The sequence below is a fragment of the Actinoplanes sp. NBRC 103695 genome, from assembly GCF_030269485.1.
In the GTDB taxonomy this organism is placed as follows: domain Bacteria; phylum Actinomycetota; class Actinomycetes; order Mycobacteriales; family Micromonosporaceae; genus Actinoplanes.
In genome coordinates this window covers 71,542-91,776 of sequence record NZ_BSTL01000009.1, presented here as the reverse complement: position 1 = coordinate 91,776, position 20,235 = coordinate 71,542, and the positions used below count along the sequence as shown (strand labels likewise).

Here is a 20,235-nt window from a genome sequence, read left to right as displayed (position 1 = left end):
CTTTTAAAGTACGCCCTGCGAAGGCGGGCGCTGAAGCAGGCTCAGGAAGCCGGTCAGCAGCGCCTCGCGCAAGGGCGGCGGAGCCACGTTCAGCAGGGTGTTGACCGTGGCCATCGGGCCGACGGCGCCGTCGGTCAGGCCCAGACCCGCGGCCAGGCCGGCCACCAGCTGCGGGGTCACCGCCGACGGGGTCAGCGCGCCGGCCGTCGCCAGCAGATCGGCGGGCAGCTCCACCGGACCGCGGGCGCGGGTCGCCGCCACCGCGTCGGCCAGGTCGGACGCGAACGCCGGGGTGGTCGGGCGGACCGCGGCCGTCACGGTCAGGTGGATGGTCGGCGGGATCTTCCCGTACGCCATCTGCGGCTGCGTGTGCCAGCCACGGGCGGCCAGCTCGTCGGCCAGCACGAACGGGTCCACGCCCTCGTCGGTCGTCAGGCAGACCACCGTGGTCTCGGTCGGCGCGTACAGGCGTACCCCATCAGTGGCCTGCACCGCGGCAGCCAGAGTGACCACCGCCTCGCGGGTCTCGCGCGCCAGGTCGAGATAGCCGGCGTCGCCCAGGTGCCGCAGCACGGCCAGCGCGGCCGCGATCGGGCCGCCGGAGCGGGTGGACGAGACGCCCGGGTTGATCATCGTGTAGCCCGGCCAGTCCGCGTACGCGAAGTACTGCGGCAGCCGCAACGCCTGGTCACGGTGCAGCAGGACGGAGACACCCTTCGGCGCGTACGCGTACTTGTGCAGGTCGACCGAGATGCTCGTGACACCCGGCACGGACAGGTCGAAGGCCGGCAGCTCGGCGCCCAGCCGGCGCAGGTAGGGCAGCACCCAGCCGCCGAAACAGGCGTCCACGTGGCAGCGCACGTCCAGGCGCGCCGCGGCCTCGGCGATCTCCGCCACCGGGTCGATCACCCCGTGCGCGTACGACGGCGCGGACGCCACCACCAGCACGGTCTCGTAGCGGATCGCCGCCGCCATCCCCGCCGGATCGGCCGTCAGGTCGGCGCGGACCGGCACCACGTCCAGCTCGACCCGCAGGTAGTGGGCGGCCTTGGCGAACGCGGCGTGCGCGGTGGACGGCACCACCAGCCGTGGCCGGTCGAGCTCCGGGCGGGCGTCCCGGGCCGCCTTCACCGCGAGCAGCAGCGACTCGGTGCCGCCGCTGGTCACCGTCCCGACCGTCTCGCTGGTGCCGCCGAGCAGCCGCGCCGCCGCGCCGACCAGCGCGTTCTCCATCGCGAGCAGCGAGGGGAAGGCGGTCGGGTCCAGACCGTTGACGTGCGCCGAGAGGGCGTACGCGGCGTGCGCGAGCTCGTCCAGCCCGGGGACGGCGGGGTCGTAGACGTACGCGAACAGCCGGCCGCCGTGCGTGGGCAGATCGGCCGCTCGCAACTCGCGCAGCTCGGCCAGCACCTGGGCGGCGGAAACACCGGTGGCCGGCAGCGCATCGATCATGTCAGGACGCTATCCCAGCTGCTTGTCCTCGCGCTGAAGGAAACGTATCGCGGCTGAGGCTCCGGCCACGACCGGGATACCGTGGTGAACGGCCCCGTTGCCACGCGCTGGAAGGTCATGGTTTGCACAGCGAAGCGACGCCGGAGAACCTCCGGACCTACTACGAGGATCCCGCTCTTCTGCGTGACCGGCAGCGGACCTACGCCGTACCGCTGAGCGGCAAGGGTTTCGTCGAGTGGGTCCTCGATCACATCGAACTCGGCGCCGTCCGGGATGTGCTCGACGCGGGCGCCGGCGTCGGGCGGTTCGCGTTGCCTGTCGCCCATCGGCTCGCGGGCACGCCGGCCCGCGTCGTCGCCACCGACCTCTTCGGCGGCATGCTCGAAACGATCGCCGAGGCCGCCGCTGAGCAGGGCCTGCCGGTCGAGACACAGGTCGCCGACATCCAGGCCCTGCCGTTCGGCGCGGACGGCTTCGATCTCGTCCTCGCCAATCACGTCCTCTATCACCTGCCCGACATCGACCGGGGCGTGCGAGAGCTCGCACGCGTCACACGCCCGTCGGGCACCCTGGTGGCCACCACGAATGCCGACGACATTCCGGTGGCGGTCATCGACCTGCACCGTGCGGCATTGGAACGGATCGGGTTCGCCGCCGAGCCGGAGGAACCGTCGACCTTCTCCCTGCGCAACGGCGAAAGGGTGCTGCGGAGGGCTTACCACGACGTCCGGCTCCACACGTTTCGCGACCATCAGGTCTTCCCGGACGCGGCGGCCCTGGTCTCCGCGTACCGCACCACAGGACGATTCCGCGCCGCCTCCCGGCGGACAGAGATCGACGAGACCGGCCTCGTCGAAGCCGCGGAGCAGGTAGCGGCCGAATCGGTCGATCGGCAGGGAGGCGGGCTGATCAGTCCGATCGTCATGGGCGCTTTTCTCTGCACCGGTCCCCGCCGGTAGTTCTACCCGGTCCCCGGCTGCCTGCTCAGGGCGTCGTCCGGGTAGCGGCGGATCAGCATCAGCCCGGCCGCCACGAGCACGGCCGGCACGATCGTGAAACCGAGCAGGACGCCGAGGCGGGCCGTCGACGACTGGGCGGCGGCCTCGCCGGTCGACGACGAGACGTAGCCGGAGATCTGCAGGACCGCGGCGTACAGGCCCGGACCCAGCGCCAGGCCGAAGGTCTCGCCCGCGGTCCAGACGCCGGTGAAGACGCCCGCCTGACGACGGCCGGTGCGTTCGGTCTCGCGGGCGATGCAGTCGGGCAACATCGCCATCGCGAAGACCTGCTGGCCCGCGTAGCCGACGCCGATCAGGGCGGTGACCAGGTAAACCATGACGGGCGGGCCGGCCGTCGCGGGGATCAGCAGCAGCGCGCCGACGGCGTAGAGGAGGCTCGCGGCGATCAGGCTGCGGCGCTTGCCCAGACGCGTGCCCGTCCGGGTCCACAGGGGCATGACCAGCAGAGCGGGGCCGACGAACGCGGCGAACAGGAACGTGGCGGCGCCGTCGCGGGCCACGATGTGGTCGGCGAAATACTGCACGCCGGCCAGCATGGTGGCGATGCCCGCGGCCTGGATCACCCAGCAGAGCAGCAGCACACGGAACGGGCCACTCGCCGCGACCAGGCGCAGCTGGGCGCGCAGGCTGGGCTCGGTCTGCTCGGGCGCGCGGGACGACGCTTTCCGCGTACCCAGGAAGACACCCAGCGTGCCCACGACGATGAGCGCGCCGACGAACGCGCCGGACCACCGGTGGCCGGTCAGGCCGCCTCCCGTCTGCTCGACGACCAGCGGGGCCAGCGCGCCCGAGATCAGGATCGCCAGCGCGAGGACCGCCACCCGCCAGGTCATCAGGCGGGTGCGCTCGGCGTAGCCGTCGGTCAGCTCGGCGGGCATCGCGACGTAGGGGACCTGGAAGAACGCGTACGCGGTCGCGGCGGCGAGGAAGGCGATCGTGACGTACGGACCGGCGGCCGCCCCCGTGCCGAACGGGCCCGCGAAGATCAGCGTGAACAGCACGGCGAGCAGCAGGCCGGCACCCAGCAGGAACGGGCGGCGATCCCCGCGACGGTCGGAGATCCGGCCGGCCACCGGGTTGAACAGCACATCCCAGGCCTTCGGCAGCAGCACCAGCAGGCCCGCGACACCGGCAGCGACGCCGAGCGTGTCGGTGAGATAGGGCAGCAGGAGCAGCCCGGGGACCGTTCCGAAAGCGCCGGTGACCAGCGAACCGAGGGCGTATCCGGCCAGCGTGCGGCGGGGTACTCCCGCAGAGGGACCGGCGACCGTCATGGACGCGGATGTTATCGATCATGCCCACATCACGCCTACAGTTCGTCCGATGAGCGAGCTGAGTCCGGCGGTGCCCGGCGTGGCCGCGGCCCATCCGGTGACCGCCGAGGTCGGGCTGCGGATCCTCCGGGAGGGCGGCACGGCGGCGGACGCGGCGGTCGCGGCGGTGCTGACCTGCTGCGTCGCCGAGACGATCTACACCGGGCTGGGCGGCGGCGGGTTCGCCACCTACTTCGACGCGGCCACCGGCGAGGTCACCTGTCTCGACTTCTTCGTGTCGGTGCCGGGCACCGACGGCGACCGGCGGGCCGGGCCGATGGTGAAGGTGGACGTCTTCTTCGGCGGGGTGCCGCAGGTGTACGAGATCGGCGGCGCCAGCGTGGCCGTGCCGGGAGTGCCCGCGGGCTGCGGCGAGGTGCATCGGCGGTGGGGGCGGCTGCCGTGGGCGTCCGTCGTGGCGCCGGCCGTCGCGCTGGCGAAGACCGGGGTGGTCCTACCGGCCGCGCAGGCGCGGACCCTGGTGTCGTGCGAGCCCGCTCTGGCGTACGGCGAAGGGGCTGCTTATTACACCCCGAACGGGAAGCTGCTCGGGGGCGGCGACCTGCTCTTCCACCCGGGGCTGGCGACGGCGCTGGAAGGGCTGGCCGACGAGGGACCGGCGGCGTTCTACACCGGCGCGTTCGCCCGGACGACGGTCGACGCGGTGCGGGCGGCGGGCGGGGCGCTCGGGCCCCGCGACCTGGCCTCCTATCAGGTGCGGGAGACCTCGGTCGACCACGCGACGCTGAACGGCTACCGGGTGCGGGCGCGGCACGACCTGAGCCGGACCGTGGACACGATCGCGGCGTTGCCCGAACGGGTGACCCCGGTGGCGCTGGCGTCCGCGTTGCGCGACCAGGGGCGGCAGAAGATCGGCGACACCACGAACGTGTCCGTGGTGGACGCCGAGGGCAACTCCTGCGTGATCACCACGACGCTCGGGCTGGGCTCCGCCGTCTGGCTGCCCGGGCTGGGCGTCAACCTCAACTCGATGCTCGGCGAGGGCGAACTCATCACCGCTGACCTGGCGCCCGGCCGGCGGATGTCGTCGAACATGTGCCCGCTCGTGGTCATCGACGACCAGGACCGGCTGATCGTGGCGGCCGGGTCGGCGGGCGCGTCCCGGATCCGCACGGCGCTGATCGACACGCTGCTCGGGGTGCTGGTGGACGGGCTGGACCTGGCGTCGGCGATCGCCCGGCCCCGCTTCCACGTCGTCGACGACACGGTGCACGCCGAGCCGGGCGTGGAAGACGCCGACCTGTCGGCTTTGGCGGACGCGGGATGGACGATCAATCGCTGGTCCGAAATGAACCACTATTTCGGCGGTGTGACAGCAGTCGGCGCCGGTGGCGCGGCCGGCGACCCACGCCGCGGCGGGGTCGGGCTGCTGCTCTCCTAGTCCGGAAGCCAGGCCTCTCCTAGTCCGGAAGCCAGGCCGCGCGCTTCATGTCGACGTGCTCCTTCGCGAACGGCACACCCTCGGAGAGCAACCGCTGGCGGGCCTCCTGCTCGTGGCCAGGGACCAGGCGGCCCGAACTCGCCACCACGCGGTGCCACGGGACCGAACCGCCGTGCCGGGCCATGATCGTGCCGACCTGGCGGGCGGAGTTGCGGCCCGAGCGGTCCGCCAGCACGTCGGCGATCGCCCCGTAGGACATCACCCGGCCCTCCGGGATGCTCTCCACCAGCGTGAGGACCTCTTCGACGTACTCCTGCGGTGTCACCTGGGCCACCATATGGGATCTCGGCGCAGGTGGCGGCCGCCGGGCGAGCAGAATGAGCGGGTGCGCGAAGCGGTGACCGAGGCGCGCCGGATCGTGGTCAAGGTGGGGTCGTCCTCGCTGACCACGGCGTCCGGCGGGATCGACGACCAGCGCGTCGACGCCCTCGTCGACGTGCTGGGCAGGCTGGCCACCGGCGGGCGCGAGGTGGTGCTGGTCTCCAGCGGCGCGATCGCCGCGGGACTGAGCCCGCTCAACCTCCCCCGGCGTCCGCGCGACCTGGCCACGCAGCAGGCCGCGGCCTCGGTGGGGCAAGGGCTCCTGATCGGGCGGTACGCGGCCGGCTTCGCCCGCCACGGGCTGACGGTGGGGCAGGTCCTGCTCACCGTGGACGACGTGACGCGGCGGGCGCACTACCGGAACGCGTACCGGACGCTGCGCAAACTGCTCGACCTCGGCGCCCTGCCGATCGTCAACGAGAACGACACGGTCGCCACCGAGGAGATCCGGTTCGGCGACAACGACCGGCTGGCGGCGCTGGTGGCCGCCCTCGTCCAGGCCGACCTCCTGGTTCTGCTGTCCGACGTGGACGCGCTGTACACGGCTTCTCCGTCGTCGCCGCATGCGCGGCGGATCGCTGTCGTCCGCGATGAATCCGACTTGTCCGAAATATCAGTTGGTGGCACGGGGAAGGCCGGCGTGGGCACCGGGGGCATGGTCACCAAGGTGGAGGCGGCGCGGATCGCCACCGGCTTCGGGATCCCCGTCGTGCTGACGTCCGCCCCACTGGCGGCTGAGGCCGTCGGCGGGGAAGAGATCGGGACCTTCTTCTCTGCTGCCGCGAAACGCCCGACCGCCAGGCTGTTCTGGCTCGCGCACGCCACCAGCCCCCGCGGCCGCCTGCACCTCGACCCCGGCGCGGTCGCCGCCGTCGTCGCACGGCGCAAGTCGCTGCTGCCCGCCGGGATCACCGCCGTCGACGGCTCCTTCGCCGCCGGCGACCCCGTAGATTTGGTGGACGCCGGATCCGGCGCGCCGGTCGCCCGGGGACTGGTCAACTACGACGCGGTCGAACTGCCCGCGCTGCTCGGCCGGTCCACGCCCGAACTGGCCGCGGCGCTCGGCCCCGGATACGAACGTGAGGTCGTGCACCGCGACGACCTCGTACTCCTGTAGAAGGGTTTTGACACTCATGAGCACCGTGACGCAGCAGGCAACGGACGCCCGGATCGCCGCCATCGACCTGGCGGCCGCGACCCGCGCGGAGAAGGACGCGGCGCTGCTGCTCATGGCCGACCGGCTCGTGGAACGCGCCGACGACATCGTCGCCGCCAACGAGGTGGACGTGCGCAACGCCCGCGAGGGCGGCCAGTCCGAGGCGATGATCGACCGGCTGACCCTGACCGTCGAACGGGTCGGTGCGATGGCCGCCCAGCTGCGCGACCTGGCCGGTCTGCCCGACCCGGTCGGCGACGTGGTGCGCGGCTCGACCCTGGCCAACGGGCTGGAACTGCGGCAGGTGCGGGTGCCGTTCGGGGTCGTCGGCATCATCTACGAGGGCCGGCCCAACGTGACAGCGGACGCGGCGGGCATCTGCCTCAAGTCCGGCAACGCGGCGCTGCTGCGCGGCTCCGGCTCGGCGTTCAGCTCCAACGCGGCGATCGTCTCGGTGCTGCGCAAGGCAGTCGCCGACGCCGGGCTGCCGGCCGACTCCCTGCAACTGCTCGACGCCACCACGCGCGACTCGGTGAAGGAGCTGATGCGGGCGCGCGGGCTGGTCGACGTGCTGATCCCGCGAGGCGGGGCCTCGCTGATCAAGACCGTGGTGGAGGAGAGCACGGTCCCGGTGATCGAGACCGGGGTCGGCAACTGCCATGTGTACGTCGACGAGCACGCCGACCTGGAGAAGGCGCTCGCCGTCACGGTCAACTCGAAGACCCAGCGCCTCTCCACCTGCAACACGGCCGAGTCGCTGCTGGTGCACGCGGCGATCGCCGACGCGTTCCTGCCGCTGGTGCTCCCCGAGCTGATCAACCGGGGCGTCACGGTCCACGGCGACGCGCGGGTGCAGGAGGCCTCCGCCGAGGTGCTCCCGGCAACCGATGAAGACTGGGGCAAGGAATACCTGTCGGCGGACCTCGCGGTGGCCGTGGTCGACTCGATCGACGACGCGCTCGACCACATCCGGCACTACGGCACCGGGCACACCGAGGCCATCGTCAGCGAGTCCCTCGTCGCGACCCGCCGCTTCGCCGCCCGCGTCGACGCCGCCGCGGTCATGATCAACGCCTCGACGCGCTTCACGGACGGCGGGGAGTTCGGTTTCGGCGCCGAGATCGGCATCAGCACGCAGAAACTGCACGCCCGCGGTCCGATGGGACTCCCGGAGCTGACCTCGACGAAGTACATCGTCACGGGGAACGGTCACACTCGCTGACGTAGCAAAGAGAACGAACGTTCTTTCCCTTGAGGAAAGAACGTTCGTTCTGCTTATTACGGCCCGGTCCGGCCCACGGGTGGGGCGCGGGCTGGGCTGGGCGCGGGCAGGGCTGGGCGCGGGCCGAGGCGGGGCGCTGGCCGGGCAGGGCGCGGGCCGGGGCGCTGGCCGGGGCGCTGGCCGGGCTGGGCGCGGGCCGGGCAGGGCGCGGGCCGGGCAGGGCAGGGCGCGGGCCGGGCAGGTCAGCGGCAGGCGCGGATGGCGATCAGCGTTGTGTGGACGTCGAAGATCGGGCCCTCGTCGCTGTCCCAGCCGCCGTCCGTGCGCTGCGTCTCGGCCAGCCGTTTGCGGGCGCTCTGCAACAGCCAGTCGTCGCCCAGGTTGAGCCGGCGCAGGGCGGCGGCCATCGCGGCCACGTCGGCCGGCGACATGTCGCCCAAGCGGTCGCCCAGGACCAGCTGGACGCGGGCCGACTCGTAGAAGAACTGCTCGCCGTGCAGCAGGCCGGCCAGGTGCCAGCCGGCCGCCAGGAACGACGGCCAGGTGCCGTCGGGGCGCAGCTGCGACACCGTCCACCGGGCCGCCGCGTTGAGCACCGACGCGTGCCGGGCCGGGGCCTCGTAGTGCGGGTGCGTCTCCACCTCGGCCACGGTCAGCCAGAAACCGGCCATCGCCGTCAGGTAGAGCGTCGCCTCCGGGTCGCCCGGGCGGGCCCACTCGGGGGCCTCCCCGGCGAGCGACTCGTCCTCCTGCCAGGTGCCGTCCGCACGCTGGGCCGTCGCCAGCCAAGCCAGCGCCCGCTCCACCTCGGGGCCGTGCAGGCCACCCAGGTCGTCCAGCTCACCGAGCCGGAAGCAGGTCGCGTCCACCGACGGGACCGTTCCGTCGCCCGAGGCCGGCCAGCCGCCGCTCGCGGTCTGGCCGGCGCCGATGCGCTCGATGATGTGCGGCGGGGGCGGCGCGCCTGTCCGGAGGAACGACAGCCGCGCTCGCTCGACCGGATCACCCTGCGCGATCACGTACCGGATCGCACCATCGATGTCCACCACGGGCCTGACGGTACCGCCGCTTCAGCGGTTCCGCTTCCCCCGTCCTACCGGCAAGATCAGTACGAAGGCAGGCTCGGGTCGACCGTGTTGACCCAGGACACCACGCCGCCCTGGACGTGGACCGCGTCCTTGAAGCCCGCGGCCTTCAGGGCGGCGAGCGCCTCCGCGCTTCGTACGCCCGACTTGCAGTGCAGCACGATCTGGCGGTCCTGCGGGAAACGGGACAGCGCCTCGCCGGACAGGATCTCGCCCTTGGGGATCAGCGTGGAGCCCGGGATGCGGACGATCTCGAACTCGGCGGGCTCGCGGACGTCGACCAGGAACACGTCCTTGCCGGAGTCCTGCCAGTCCTTCAGCTCGCGCGCCGTGATGGTCGCGTTGAGCGTGGCCTCCTGCGCCTCGTCGGAGACGGCGCCGCAGAAGTCCTCGTAGTCCTCCAGCAGCTCGGTCTGTGTGGCGTTCGGGCCGCAGAGCACGCAATCGGGGTCCTTCCGGACCTTGATCTTGCGGTACTCCATCTCCAGGGCGTCGTACACCATCAGCTTGCCGACCAGCGGCTCGCCGATGCCGGTGAGCAGCTTGATCGCCTCGTTGACCTGGATTGACCCGATCGACGCGCAGAGCACGCCCAGCACGCCGCCCTCGGCGCAGCTGGGAACCATGCCGGGCGGCGGGGGCTCCGGGTAGAGGCAGCGGTAGCAGGGGCCGTGCTCGGCCCAGAAGACCGACGCCTGACCGTCGAAGCGGTAGATCGACCCCCAGACGTACGGCTTGCCGAGCAGCACCGCCGCGTCGTTGACCATGTAGCGCGTGGCGAAGTTGTCGGTGCCGTCGACGATCAGGTCGTACTGGCTGAAGATCTCCATCACGTTGTCGTTGTCCAACGTCGTGTTGTGGATGATCACGTTCACCAGCGGGTTGACCTCGCGAATGCTGTCGGCCGCCGACTCCGCCTTGGGCCGGCCCACATCCGAGACGCCGTGGATGATCTGGCGCTGGAGGTTGGACTCGTCGACCGTGTCGAAGTCGATGATGCCGAGCGTGCCGACACCGGCCGCGGCCAGATAGAGCAGCGCGGGTGACCCGAGGCCACCGGCGCCGACGGCGAGCACCTTGGCGTTCTTCAAACGCTTCTGCCCGTCCATCCCGACGTCCGGGATGATCAGGTGGCGCGAGTAACGGCGGATCTCATCGACGGAGAGATCGGCGGCGGGCTCGACGAGCGGGGGCAAGGACACGGTTCACTCCCCGGGTGGGCGGTCAGATGCTCACCCATTGTTGCTCGTTCCGCGCGGGAAGGGGCATGACGTGGGCCACCGGCCCGACATGCGGGATGGGGAATAAAGCTCAGGCGGTCGGTGGACCGGCGTAACGCCGCCCGTCGATGAACGGCCAGGCGTTCGCGACACAGCCCCTCAAACCGTACGTCTGCTGCATCATCACCGGCGCCGGCTTGCCCCGGCCCGGGCAGCTCTCGTGGCCGTAGCCCAGCTGATGTCCGACCTCGTGGTTGAGCGCGTACGCCCGGTACGTCTCGAGCGGGGCGTCGTAGTCCGGGACCGCGTCCTGCCAGCGGGCATCGTTGATGATCACCTGGCCGGGCAGCCGGCAGGAGGTGAAACCGTCGGTACGCAGGCCGGCCGCGTTGCACATCCGCTGGGTGGTCTTCGGCGCGGCCAGATAGATGGTGAACTCGCTGGCCGTCCCCGCGGGCACCCGCTGGAGGCGGAACTGCCGACCGGCCAGCCAGCCACGCTCGTCGCCGAGCGTCCGGTCGATCTCGTCGGCGAACTCACCGCCGTTGCCCTGGCCGAGCGTCTTCTCCACGCTCACCTTGAACCGGCGCAGGGTGCCGGACGCGCCCAGGACCGGGCCGTATCCGGCGACGAACGTGAAGGCGCTCGCGCTCCCCTGCACCGCCCTGGTCGGGGCGGTGTTGGCAGTGTCGGCGGGCGCCTGGTCCGCCGCGGTCGGGGCACCCGCGGCGGACGGCTTCGTGGTGGCGGCGCCCGGGGTGGTGACGGTCGGACCGACGTTCGGCGCGGTGGCCGCCTCGCCGATCCCGACGGCGGGGCCGGCAGTGGCGGCCGGGCGCCCCGCCACCTTCCGGCCGTCGTCGCCGCGAACGAACTGACCGATCAGCAACACGATCACCGCGAGCAGCACGAAGGCGATCAGAGCCACCAGGCGGCGGCGCTGCAGGGCCTTGCGCGCGGCCGGGGTGAGCGGTTCCCGGCCGTAGCGGGTTCCGGCCGGCGCCGGTCCGGGATCGGCGGGCGGCAGGATCACCGGGGCGCCGGGCGGGGCGTACCCGAATCCCGGCACCGGGTCGGGCTCCGGATCCGGCGGCTCCTCGACCGGCGGCCGCAGCGTCGGCATCACGATCCCGCTGCGGCGGTCGTCGGGCTGCTCGACGCGAGGGATCTCGGCGGTGTCGGCCCGCAGGTCGGGCATGGCGGCGGCCACCTCGGCGACCGGGCCGGTCGGCTCGGCCACAGCGTGCGCCGTGGTGGTCGCCGCGGGCGCGGACTGGCTCGTCGCCGCAGGCGCTGACGGGCTCGTCGCCGCAGGCGCTGACGGGCTCGTCGCCGCAGGCGCTGACGGGCTCGTCGCCGCAGGCGCTGACGGGCTCGTCGCCGCAGGTGCGGCCTGACTCGTCGCCGCAGGCGCGGACTGACTCGTCGCCGCAGGCGCGGACGGGCTCGTCACGGTGGGCTCGGCCGAGGTGAGCGGTGCGGCGGCGGCCGCCCAGGCGGCGGGCGGCGGCGGTGCGGCCGGAGCCATGGGCGCGGTGGGTGGGATCGTCGCGGATTTCTCGGGCACGGGCTTCGCCGGCGCCGCCGCTTTCGACGGTGTCGCCTTCGCCTGTGCCGACTTGGGCGTCGGGGTGGCCTTGGCGGTCCTCGTCGGTGTGCTCTTGGTCGGCGCCCTCGTGCTCTTGCTGGGCGCCGCCTTGGTGGCCGTCGTCTTGGTAGCCGTCGTCTTAGTAGCCGTCGTCTTGGTAGCCGTCGCCTTCGAGGCCGTCCTCTTGGTCGGCGTTGCCTTCGTCGGCGCGGCCTTGCTCGGGGCCGCCTTGCTCGGCGTGGCCTTTGTCGCTGCCGTCCTGGCCCGTGCGGCCTTGCTGGCCGTGGCCTTGGTCGGCGTGGCCTTGGTCGGCGTGGCCTTGGTCGGCGTGGCCTTGGTCGGCGTGGCCTTGGTCGGCGTGGCCTTGGCGGTCTTGCTCGGTGCCGCCTTAGGCGCCGCCGTCTTGACCGCTGCCGCCTTGACAGGTGTCGCCTTGGCAGGTGTCGCCTTGGCAGGTGCTGTCTTGCCAGGTGCTGTCTTGCCAGGTGCCGCCTTGGCCGCTGCCGTCCTCGCCGCTGCCGGCTTGAGCTGCCTCGATGGCGCCGGGCGCGCCGGGGCGGCCGCCGTCTTCCCGGTGGAGCGGGTCGCGGCGCGGCCGGCGGTGGTCTTGTTGGCCGCCGCCCGTGAGGTGCCCGAACCGGACCGCGTACTGGTCGATCCGGCCGACTTGGCCCGCGCCGTGGTCCGCCGCTGGCTGCTGCCCGACTCGGTCGAACTCCGCGCCGGGATGCTCGCCGTCGTCGACCGCCGCTTGTCGGAGGCGGCCGCGGCGACCTTCATCGGTCCCTCGACGCGCGGCTCATCGGGCTTGTCGACCCGGGCCGTAACACCCTCGGGTGCGCTCAGGACCTGAAGGGGCTCGCTCCCGACAGCCTGTGGAGCGGCCTTCCCGGGCACGACCTTCGGCGCCGCCTTGGGTGCGACCTTGGGCGTGACCTTCCCGCTGGTGATCTTTCCGCCGGTGATGGCGACGAATCGCCCGCCCTTGCCCCGCGGCGTGCTCGGGCGGCGGCCCTCCGAGCCCCGCGCGGACTGGTCGGCCGGGGCGGGGGCGGCGGGCTGATCTCGTACCGGAGAAGGGGTTGTGGCAGCGCCCACCTGGGGCGCGGCAGGTGCGAAGCGACCACCTGGGCCGCGGACCGGCCGCGGGCCGGACGACGTGGCGGGAGGGCGGATGGGGGAGGCACCCGGGGCCGGGCGAGCGGCCGACCGGGTGGTGCGCCGGGAGGTCATCTGGTCCCCCATTGGCAGATCCTCAGCGGCGGCCCGAGGATCTGCGGAACCTTTTGTCGCCTTTGCCATAACATAAGCCAGAGTGCCACGACCTGGGGCTCGTGACAGGCGTTTCCCGACTCCCCGTCCGAACCGCCCTACCCGGCGCGCGCACCGGCCGAACGGCCGACGCGGGTCAGAGCGAAGGACCCGCGTACGGCCGGTTGCCCTTGCGCGGCCACGCATAGGGCGCACAACCCCGCAGCGACAGCGTCTGCTGAACCATCACGGGAGCCGCCGCGCCCTTCCGCGGGCAGCCCTGATGACCCCGGCCCAGCTCATGACCCACCTCGTGGTTGATCACGTACTGCCGGTAGGTCGTCAACGGCACCTTGGCGAACACGTACGGCGCGGCCGACAGGCGCCAGCGGTCCAGGTTGATGATCACCCGGCCGGTCGTGCGGCAGGACGTGTACGGCTTGGCGCCGGCCCGGATGTCCACGCCACCGTCGGCGCACATCAGACCGGCCGTCTCCCGGGTCGCCAGGAAGATCGTGAAGTCCGCCCGCTCGGCCCCGCCGACACGCTGGAAGCGCTGCTCACGGTCGCCGATCCAGCTGCGCGCGTCGCCCAGCGTCTCCTCCACGGCGGCGGCGAACGCCTGAACGTCCTCACCGCTGCCCCGCTCGGCGGCCACCGAGAAACGGCGAACCGGTCCGGCGTACCCGAGAACCTTGCCGCGCCCCACCGCATAGCCGAACCTGCCCGCGCCGCGCGTCGGCACTGGACCGACCAGCCGGACCGGGTCGGTCCTCACCTGGGCGACCGGTGGCTCGGCGGCCGGAGCGGCCGGATGCTCGACCGGCGCCGACGCGGTCACGGCGGGCGCCGCGGAGGGGTCCGCGTAGCGCTGCCTCACCAGGCCCGCGACCGCCACCACGATCAGAACCAGCAAGGGAATGACGAGCACCCACCGGCGGTCCGGTGACGTGGATCTGCGAACGATGGTCATCGCCCACAAGCCTCGCACAGAAGCGGATCAAGCCGCCCGGGAAGCCTCCCCCAGCGGCAGCGCGAGCTCGTCGAGCATCCCGGCGACGGCACGGGCGACCAGCCGCGGCACCTCCATCTGGGCGACGTGCCCGACCCGCGGCAGGATCAGCAGCCGGCTGTCCGGGATCACCCTCGCCACCTGGGCCGGCACCCGCGGATCGATCAGGGTGTCGGTGAGACCGCCGACGACCAGGGTGGGTGCGGCGATCCGGGCGGCCAGCCGCCACTGCGAGCCCGGGCCGGGGAGGTACGCCCGGACGAAACTCGAGACGAGGCCACGCAGCGTACCCAGGTACGCCTTCGAGTAGTGCTCGACCGTGTGCCGCAGCCGGATCTCCTCCATCGCCTCGGCGCGCCGCTGGGTGTGCACGCGGCTGACGTCACCGAAGCATGCGGCGAGCACGTCGTCGGTCATCTTCTCGACGGTCATCCGGGCCATGCCGCGGGCGAAGAGCAGGTCGGCGCGAGGCAGAGCGAGCAGCGGCAGCAGCGGGCCGTGCGCGGTGCGACGCGGGTCGAGGAACGGCATGGCGGGCGAGATCAGGGTCAGGGTGCGGACGAGATCGGGGCGCAGCGCCGCGACCCGCACCGAAATGGACCCGCCCAGCGAGTTGCCCATCAGGTGGACCGGACCGCGGTCCTCGTTCTCCAGGAACGCGATCAGCAGGTCGGCGAAGGACCGGATCGAGTACCGCCGGCTCGGGTCGCTGTAGCCGAAGCCGGGCAGGTCCACCGCCTGGCCGGCGAACCTGTCGGCGAGCAGCGCGGCGACGTCGGTGAAGTTCTGTGACGAGCCACCCAGCCCGTGCACGTAGACGGCGGGCTCGGCGGCCGGCGTGGTCGCGGCGGTGTCCCGGACGTGCATCATCGCGCCGTCGATGATCACCTTGCGCGGCGGCCACGGCGGTGGCGGGACCGCGCCGTCCGGCAGCAGCGCGCTGTCGGCGGCCAGCTGAGCACCCTTCATCGGGACAGAAGTGCCTCCAGCCGCCTGTTCGTGGCAGCCAGGGTGGCACGCACCATGGCGTGCCGGCCGTCGTTGCCGACCATCGCCGAGCCGGCCAGCTGCTCCACCCAGCCGCCGCAGGACATCAGCAGGACGACCACGGCGACCTGGCTGGAGCCGAACGGCACCGCGCCGGCGTGCTCGACGAAGCACCGGGCCGGGCCCTCGGGGCGGCGGTCGGCGGCGACGAGCAGGTCGTTGATCGCCTCGGTGGTGGCGGTGGCGCAGAGCCGCAGCAGGTAGCCGTCGACGGCCGGCCCGGTGGCCACGCCCTTGGCCGAGCGGCCGCCCATGACCAGCCGCACCTCGACGGTGGCCTCGGTACCGAACGTGGTCACCTGAACGTTGTCGATCATCACCCGCGGCACCGGCTCGTGCCCGATGTCCAGCGGACCGGGCGCGCCCGGCTCGGCCGTCTCCGGCACCGGATCCGCGTACGCCGGGCTCTGCGGCATCGTCGGCATCCGCCGCAGGTCAGCGGCCGCGGGGGCGCTCCCGGCGATCGGCTCGGACGGGCCGGGCTGGCTGGGCACGAACGCGGCCGGGATGGGCGTCACCGGCACCGAGGCGGAAGCGATCGGCGGGGCCTGCGGCGGAGGCGGAGGCGGCCGGAGCGGCGTCTGCGTCTGCTCGCCCTGCATGGCGGCGTCCAGGCCCATCCGGTCCTGGAGCAGGCGGGCGACCTGGCGGCTCACCTCGGCCGGGTCGGCGCCCTCGGCCAGGTCCAGACGGAGGCTGTTGGCGCCGGCCGGAGTGGTCCGCACCATCGCGCCACGCACGCCCTCGACCTCGCGGACGGCGGCGAGGATGTCCTGGACGTCGAAGCCCTCCTCCCGCTCCTCCGGGTCGAGCAGGTCGTCGCGGCGCAGGTGGGTGGCGATCCGCGCGAGCTCGGGCGTCTCCGCCGGCTCGACCGGGGCGGGCTCGGGCACGACGGCGGGCACGTCCGGCTTCGCCGGAACCCGCTGCGGGAGACCCTGGATGGTCTGTTCCGCGATCGGGGTCTGACTCGGGTACGCCGAGGACGACGCGTAACCGGTGCCGGCCTCGGGCAGCGCCGACGACGGGGCCACGGCAGGTCCCGGTGGCGCCTCGTACGGCAGGCGACGCGGGAACGTCACCGGGTCGTAGGGCGCGCGCACCCTCGGAGCCTCGCCGTAGGGGCCGGGATCGGACGACTGCTGCACGATGGGCAGCCCCTCGATCGGGGTCGGCGGGTCGAGCGCGTGCCGGGCCGGCTCGTTGCGGCGGCCGGGCGGGGGCGCCGGGCGTACGGCGGGAAAGGTGGTCTGCTGGTTGGGCACCGGCGGGCGGTACACGGCGTCGTCCAGGTCACCCTCATAGGGATAGGGCGGAGCGCTGCTCGGCGTGGGCTGTTCGAGCCGGGCGCCCGGCTGCGGTTGCTGCTCGTCGTCACGCGGACGACCGGGCGTCGGCCGGCGGTCCTCGTCGTCCTGAAGGGTGTCCGGCCGGACCACGTTGTTGAACCTGGTCGGCGTGAACGGCTCGTTGCCGCGGCCGCCGGAGAAGTGCTTGAGCAGGTCGTCGTAGCGACGGTTGCTGTCCGACCAGCGCGGGGCCTGCTCCGGCTCCGGCTGCTGCTGCGGCGGCTGTTGGGGCGGCTGTTGCTGCGGCGGCGGGCTCACCGGGCCGTCGACCCTCGCACCCGGAAAGGGAAGCACGTCACCCGTCGGGGTCTCGCCGGGAGGCTGCCGGGTGAACGGCCGGATCTCCTGGGCAGGGCGGCGCCAGCTGGGGACGTCCTCGTCGGAGGAGTCCTCGTCCCGGCCCGCCCACGGGCTGCGGGAACTCGTCCAGCCGTTCAGCAGGGTGCGGTCGCGCGCTTCAGCGCCGCCGCTCCCCGCTGCCCCGGTGTCACCGGAATGCCCTGTTTCGTCCACCGCGTGCTCCTTGCTCGCCCCCGCTGAGGCTACCGTGTGGGGGCAGTGGCGATAAGTTGCAGCGTCGCGACAATCGCCCGCACGGGGTTCGGACCCGGCCGTGCGGGCGACTTGCGGAGGACACTGGCTCGAAGAGGTTGGAGAGATCATGACCACTGCGTCCGGCGGCGCGCAGACCGCGCGACCTACGCGTCTGCCCCGCTCAGCCCGGCGCAAGCAACTCCTCGCCGCCGCTCAGCAGATCTTCGTGGCCCACGGCTACCACGCTGCCGCGATGGACGACATCGCCGAGCGGGCCGGCGTCTCCAAACCGGTGCTCTACCAGCACTTCCCCGGCAAGCTCGAGCTCTATCTGGCCCTGCTGGACACACACTGCGACGCGATAATCGCCAAGGTGCGCGACGCGATGATGGCCACACCGGACAACAAGGAACGGGTCCGTGGAGCGGTCCGTGCCTACTTCGACTTCGTCGACCACGAAAGTGAGGCGTTCCGGCTCGTCTTCGAGTCCGACCTGCGCAACGACCCGCAGGTGCGGGAGCGGGTGGAACGCGTCGAGCAGGGCTGCATCGCCGCGGTGACCGAGACGATCATCTCGGACACCGGCGTCAGCACGGCGCACGCCGCACTGCTCGCGTCCGGCCTGGTCGGCGCCTCCGGGCAGAGCGCGCAGTGGTGGTTGGCGAACGGCCGGGTCACCCCCAAGGCAGACGCCGAGACCCTGGTCACGTCGCTGATCTGGCGGGGCATCGCGAGCTTCCCCCTGCAGGACGGGTCATCGCCGGGTGCGGCTGAGGAAATCGGCTAGCCTTCATGCGGAAGACCACTTCGTCAAGGAGGACCCCGTGGAGGTCAAGATCGGCGTGCAGCACGCGCCGCGTGAGCTGACGCTCGAGAGCGCTCAGACCCCGGCGGAGGTCGAGCAGGCGGTGACCGACGCACTGGCGAAGGACACCGTGCTCACGCTCACCGATGAGAAGGGCCGCCGGGTCATCGTGCCGGTCGCCAAGATCGCCTACATCGAGATCGCCGAGAGCAGCAACCGGCCGTTCGGCTTCACCACCCGCTGAACCGTCTCGTCACGGCCGGGCGCCCCCTCAGCGAGGGCGCCCGGCCGCTATATCACGCTCCCGAGCAGCGATATCTCATGGTCGGGTAGACTTCAGCTGTTGCCGCCGGCGTCGATCTCTCTGACGTCCCGCCGCGACAGCGCGTGCGGCCCGCGACTTCGGTTCGCGTGTGGCCCGCGCCCTACCCATATCGCGCCCAGGACTTCGACGGGCGCACCACGAGAGGCACCCGTAGAACTTCATGAGTGAGATCGAGAACATCGAGACAGAGCCCGCTCTGGTCCCCGTACTGACACGCGCCCCCGTCCGGCCCGACAGCCCCACGTTCGCCGAGCTCGGCGTCCGGGCCGAGACCGTCGAGGCGCTGGCCACGGCCGGGATCACCCGGGCTTTCGCCATCCAGGAGTACGCCCTGCCGATCGCGCTGCGGGGCACCGACCTGATCGGGCAGGCGCCGACCGGCACCGGCAAGACGCTGGGCTTCGGCCTGCCGTTGCTGGAGCGGGTCCTCGCCCCCAGCGAGGGCGCCGACGGCCAGCCGCAGGCCCTCGTCGTCGTGCCGACCCGTGAGCTGGGCCTCCAGGTGGCCCGCGACATCGCCGCCGCCGGCGCCACCCGCGGCGTGCGGGTGCTGCCGATCTACGGCGGCGTGGCGTACGAGCCGCAGGTGGACGCCCTGAAGAAGGGCATCGAGATCCTGGTCGGCACCCCCGGCCGGCTGCTCGACCTGGCCAAGCAGAAAGCACTGAAGCTGAGCTCGATCAAGGCGCTGGTGCTGGACGAGGCCGACCGGATGCTCGACCTGGGCTTCCTGGAGGACGTCGAGAAGATCCTGGCGATGCTCCCCGAGCAGCGCCAGACGATGCTCTTCTCGGCGACCATGCCGGACCCGATCGTGGCGTTGTCCCGCCGGTTCCTGCACCACCCGGTGACCATCCACGCCGGGCACACCTCGGAGAGCGGCCCGAGCCCGCTGACCAAGCAGGTGGTCTACCGGACCCACCCGCTGAACAAGCTGGAGATGGTCGCCCGCATCCTGCAGGCCAAGGACCGCGGCCTGACCATGATCTTCACCCGCACCAAGCGGGCCGCCGACCGCGTCGCGGAAGACCTCGACTTCCGGGGCTTCGCCGTCGCCGCCGTCCACGGCGACCTGGGCCAGGGCGCACGCGAGCGGGCCCTGCGCGCCTTCCGCACCGGCAAGATCGACGTCCTGGTCGCCACCGATGTCGCCGCCCGCGGCCTCGACGTCTCGGGCGTGACGCACGTCGTCAACTACGACTGCCCCGAGGACCCCGACACGTACACGCACCGCATCGGCCGCACCGGCCGGGCCGGCGCCACCGGCGTCGCGGTGACCTTCGTGGACTGGGAAGACATGCCGCGGTGGGTGCTCATCGACAAGTCGATGGGCCTGAACATGCCGCAGCCGCCGGAGACCTACCACACGTCGGCCGCGCTCTACGCCGACCTGGACATCCCGGCCGACATCTCCGGCACGCTGCCGACCGCCGTACGCACCCGGGCCGGCCTGTCCGCCGAGATCGAGGAGGACCTGGGCGGTGGCCGTCGCCGCCGGGAGACCGGTGGCAGCGGCGGTGGTGGGCGCGGCAGCCGTCGCGGGCGGGTCGGCGGCGAACGGGTCAGCGGCGAACGTCGTGGCCCGTCCGACGCTCCGTCCGATTCGGGGACTCCGGTCGCTGACAGCACGGACACCGACCGGCCGAAGCGTCAGCGCCGCCGTCGCCGCCTCGCCGGCGAGGACGACGCGACCACGCCCGAGGTCACCTCGGACGACTCGTCTTCGTCGGCCGCTTCTCCTTCTTCGGAAGAGTCTGAGGCTCCGGCTCGTCCGAGCCGTCGGCGGCGTGCGCCGGCGACCGAGGTCAGCTTCTCGAGCGGCGCGGAAACCTCCGCTGTGGACTCCCCGCTCGAGATCGACGGCGACGATGCGGCCGGCGATGACGACGGGGACGGCGAGGACCGCCCGCGTCGCCGCCGTCGCCGCGGTGGCCGGGGCAACCGTGGTTCCGGCGCCGGCAGTGCTGCCACCGATGACGCGAGTGAGATGACCGGCGGCTCCGAGGCCGGGGTCGGCACCACCGCCGACGCCTAGATCAATCCTCGAAGTGGCGGTCGGCAATTGCCGGCCGCC

General features: G+C 72.5%; 18 protein-coding genes. 9 read left to right on the top strand and 9 right to left on the bottom strand.

Annotation, left to right across the window (positions count from 1 at the left end; translation table 11 throughout):
* Positions 1–3: 3 nt before the first annotated feature.
* Positions 4–1,452: a pyridoxal phosphate-dependent decarboxylase family protein gene (locus QSK31_RS17380; RefSeq protein WP_285685096.1), complete on the bottom strand. Its 1,449-nt coding sequence runs from the start codon at positions 1,450–1,452 to the stop codon at positions 4–6.
* 122 nt (positions 1,453–1,574) lie between these two features.
* Here QSK31_RS17380 and QSK31_RS17375 point away from each other — a divergent pair, with 122 nt between their 5' ends.
* Positions 1,575–2,411, top strand: a complete 837-nt coding sequence (locus QSK31_RS17375) for a class I SAM-dependent methyltransferase (RefSeq protein WP_285685094.1) — start codon at positions 1,575–1,577, stop codon at positions 2,409–2,411.
* Between the two features lie 2 nt (positions 2,412–2,413).
* Here QSK31_RS17375 and QSK31_RS17370 read toward each other — a convergent pair whose 3' ends face one another.
* Positions 2,414–3,745 (bottom strand): MFS transporter, encoded by a 1,332-nt coding sequence (locus tag QSK31_RS17370; RefSeq protein WP_285685091.1) that lies wholly within the window; start codon positions 3,743–3,745, stop codon positions 2,414–2,416.
* A gap of 49 nt (positions 3,746–3,794) precedes the next feature.
* Here QSK31_RS17370 and QSK31_RS17365 point away from each other — a divergent pair, with 49 nt between their 5' ends.
* Positions 3,795–5,186 carry a gamma-glutamyltransferase gene (locus tag QSK31_RS17365; protein WP_285685088.1) on the top strand — a complete coding sequence of 464 codons (1,392 nt, stop codon included), beginning with the start codon at positions 3,795–3,797 and terminating at the stop codon, positions 5,184–5,186.
* A 19-nt stretch (positions 5,187–5,205) separates the two neighbouring features.
* Here QSK31_RS17365 and QSK31_RS17360 read toward each other — a convergent pair whose 3' ends face one another.
* Complete coding sequence (locus QSK31_RS17360; RefSeq protein WP_285685087.1) at positions 5,206–5,511, bottom strand: MGMT family protein; 306 nt, start codon at positions 5,509–5,511, stop codon at positions 5,206–5,208.
* A gap of 60 nt (positions 5,512–5,571) precedes the next feature.
* Here QSK31_RS17360 and proB point away from each other — a divergent pair, with 60 nt between their 5' ends.
* Positions 5,572–6,684: a glutamate 5-kinase gene (proB, locus tag QSK31_RS17355; RefSeq protein ID WP_285685083.1), complete on the top strand. Its 1,113-nt coding sequence runs from the start codon at positions 5,572–5,574 to the stop codon at positions 6,682–6,684.
* Between the two features lie 16 nt (positions 6,685–6,700).
* The gene (locus QSK31_RS17350) at positions 6,701–7,945 is read left to right on the top strand and encodes a glutamate-5-semialdehyde dehydrogenase (protein ID WP_285685081.1); all 1,245 of its coding nucleotides are present in this window, start codon (positions 6,701–6,703) and stop codon (positions 7,943–7,945) included.
* Between the two features lie 242 nt (positions 7,946–8,187).
* On the opposite strand, the gene QSK31_RS17345 is transcribed toward QSK31_RS17350, so the two are convergent.
* The 3 genes from QSK31_RS17345 to QSK31_RS17335 form a co-directional block, all read right to left on the bottom strand.
* A complete protein-coding gene (locus tag QSK31_RS17345; RefSeq protein ID WP_285685079.1) occupies positions 8,188–8,994 on the bottom strand; it encodes a prenyltransferase/squalene oxidase repeat-containing protein in 807 nt (268 codons plus the stop codon).
* A gap of 56 nt (positions 8,995–9,050) precedes the next feature.
* Positions 9,051–10,232: an adenylyltransferase/sulfurtransferase MoeZ gene (gene moeZ / locus QSK31_RS17340; protein ID WP_285685077.1), complete on the bottom strand. Its 1,182-nt coding sequence runs from the start codon at positions 10,230–10,232 to the stop codon at positions 9,051–9,053.
* Positions 10,233–10,341: 109 nt separating this feature from the next.
* Entirely contained in the window at positions 10,342–11,490 is a 1,149-nt protein-coding gene (locus QSK31_RS17335; RefSeq protein ID WP_285685075.1) for a DUF3152 domain-containing protein, read from the bottom strand.
* A 10-nt stretch (positions 11,491–11,500) separates the two neighbouring features.
* Here QSK31_RS17335 and QSK31_RS17330 point away from each other — a divergent pair, with 10 nt between their 5' ends.
* Both QSK31_RS17330 and QSK31_RS17325 read left to right on the top strand, forming a co-directional pair.
* Positions 11,501–11,647 (top strand): hypothetical protein, encoded by a 147-nt coding sequence (locus QSK31_RS17330; protein ID WP_285685073.1) that lies wholly within the window; start codon positions 11,501–11,503, stop codon positions 11,645–11,647.
* A gap of 57 nt (positions 11,648–11,704) precedes the next feature.
* A complete protein-coding gene (locus QSK31_RS17325; RefSeq protein WP_285685071.1) occupies positions 11,705–12,691 on the top strand; it encodes a hypothetical protein in 987 nt (328 codons plus the stop codon).
* A gap of 555 nt (positions 12,692–13,246) precedes the next feature.
* On the opposite strand, the gene QSK31_RS17320 is transcribed toward QSK31_RS17325, so the two are convergent.
* From QSK31_RS17320 to QSK31_RS17310, 3 genes are read right to left on the bottom strand one after another with little or no spacing between them, the layout of a single operon-like run.
* Positions 13,247–14,062 (bottom strand): DUF3152 domain-containing protein, encoded by an 816-nt coding sequence (locus QSK31_RS17320; protein WP_285685069.1) that lies wholly within the window; start codon positions 14,060–14,062, stop codon positions 13,247–13,249.
* A 27-nt stretch (positions 14,063–14,089) separates the two neighbouring features.
* Positions 14,090–15,070 carry an alpha/beta fold hydrolase gene (locus QSK31_RS17315; RefSeq protein ID WP_285685068.1) on the bottom strand — a complete coding sequence of 327 codons (981 nt, stop codon included), beginning with the start codon at positions 15,068–15,070 and terminating at the stop codon, positions 14,090–14,092.
* On the bottom strand, positions 15,067–17,010 hold the full coding sequence (locus QSK31_RS17310) for a Daple (RefSeq protein ID WP_285685067.1): 1,944 nt from the start codon (positions 17,008–17,010) through the stop codon (positions 15,067–15,069). Before QSK31_RS17310 ends, QSK31_RS17315 begins: the two co-directional genes overlap by 4 nt.
* A gap of 148 nt (positions 17,011–17,158) precedes the next feature.
* Between QSK31_RS17310 and QSK31_RS17305 the strand changes: the two genes are divergently transcribed.
* The 3 genes from QSK31_RS17305 to QSK31_RS17295 all read left to right on the top strand — a co-directional run bounded on the left by QSK31_RS17305 (position 17,159) and on the right by QSK31_RS17295 (position 20,196).
* The gene (locus QSK31_RS17305; protein ID WP_285685066.1) at positions 17,159–17,818 is read left to right on the top strand and encodes a TetR/AcrR family transcriptional regulator; all 660 of its coding nucleotides are present in this window, start codon (positions 17,159–17,161) and stop codon (positions 17,816–17,818) included.
* A gap of 37 nt (positions 17,819–17,855) precedes the next feature.
* Complete coding sequence (locus QSK31_RS17300) at positions 17,856–18,080, top strand: DUF3107 domain-containing protein (RefSeq protein WP_285685065.1); 225 nt, start codon at positions 17,856–17,858, stop codon at positions 18,078–18,080.
* Positions 18,081–18,321: 241 nt separating this feature from the next.
* Positions 18,322–20,196: a DEAD/DEAH box helicase gene (locus QSK31_RS17295; RefSeq protein WP_285685063.1), complete on the top strand. Its 1,875-nt coding sequence runs from the start codon at positions 18,322–18,324 to the stop codon at positions 20,194–20,196.
* The last annotated feature ends 39 nt before the right edge of the window (positions 20,197–20,235 follow it).

What these genes read in the sequence shown, in the direction of transcription:
- QSK31_RS17380 (WP_285685096.1), bottom strand. Translation starts at nt 1,452, where the DNA reads ATGATCGATGCGCTGCCGGCCACCGGTGTTTCCGCCGCCCAGGTGCTG.
- QSK31_RS17320 (WP_285685069.1), bottom strand. Translation starts at nt 14,062, where the DNA reads ATGACCATCGTTCGCAGATCCACGTCACCGGACCGCCGGTGGGTGCTC.
- QSK31_RS17315 (WP_285685068.1), bottom strand. Translation starts at nt 15,070, where the DNA reads ATGAAGGGTGCTCAGCTGGCCGCCGACAGCGCGCTGCTGCCGGACGGC.
- QSK31_RS17295 (WP_285685063.1), top strand. Translation starts at nt 18,322, where the DNA reads ATGAGTGAGATCGAGAACATCGAGACAGAGCCCGCTCTGGTCCCCGTA.
- QSK31_RS17305 (WP_285685066.1), top strand. Translation starts at nt 17,159, where the DNA reads ATGACCACTGCGTCCGGCGGCGCGCAGACCGCGCGACCTACGCGTCTG.
- QSK31_RS17365 (WP_285685088.1), top strand. Translation starts at nt 3,795, where the DNA reads ATGAGCGAGCTGAGTCCGGCGGTGCCCGGCGTGGCCGCGGCCCATCCG.
- QSK31_RS17350 (WP_285685081.1), top strand. Translation starts at nt 6,701, where the DNA reads ATGAGCACCGTGACGCAGCAGGCAACGGACGCCCGGATCGCCGCCATC.
- QSK31_RS17370 (WP_285685091.1), bottom strand. Translation starts at nt 3,745, where the DNA reads ATGACGGTCGCCGGTCCCTCTGCGGGAGTACCCCGCCGCACGCTGGCC.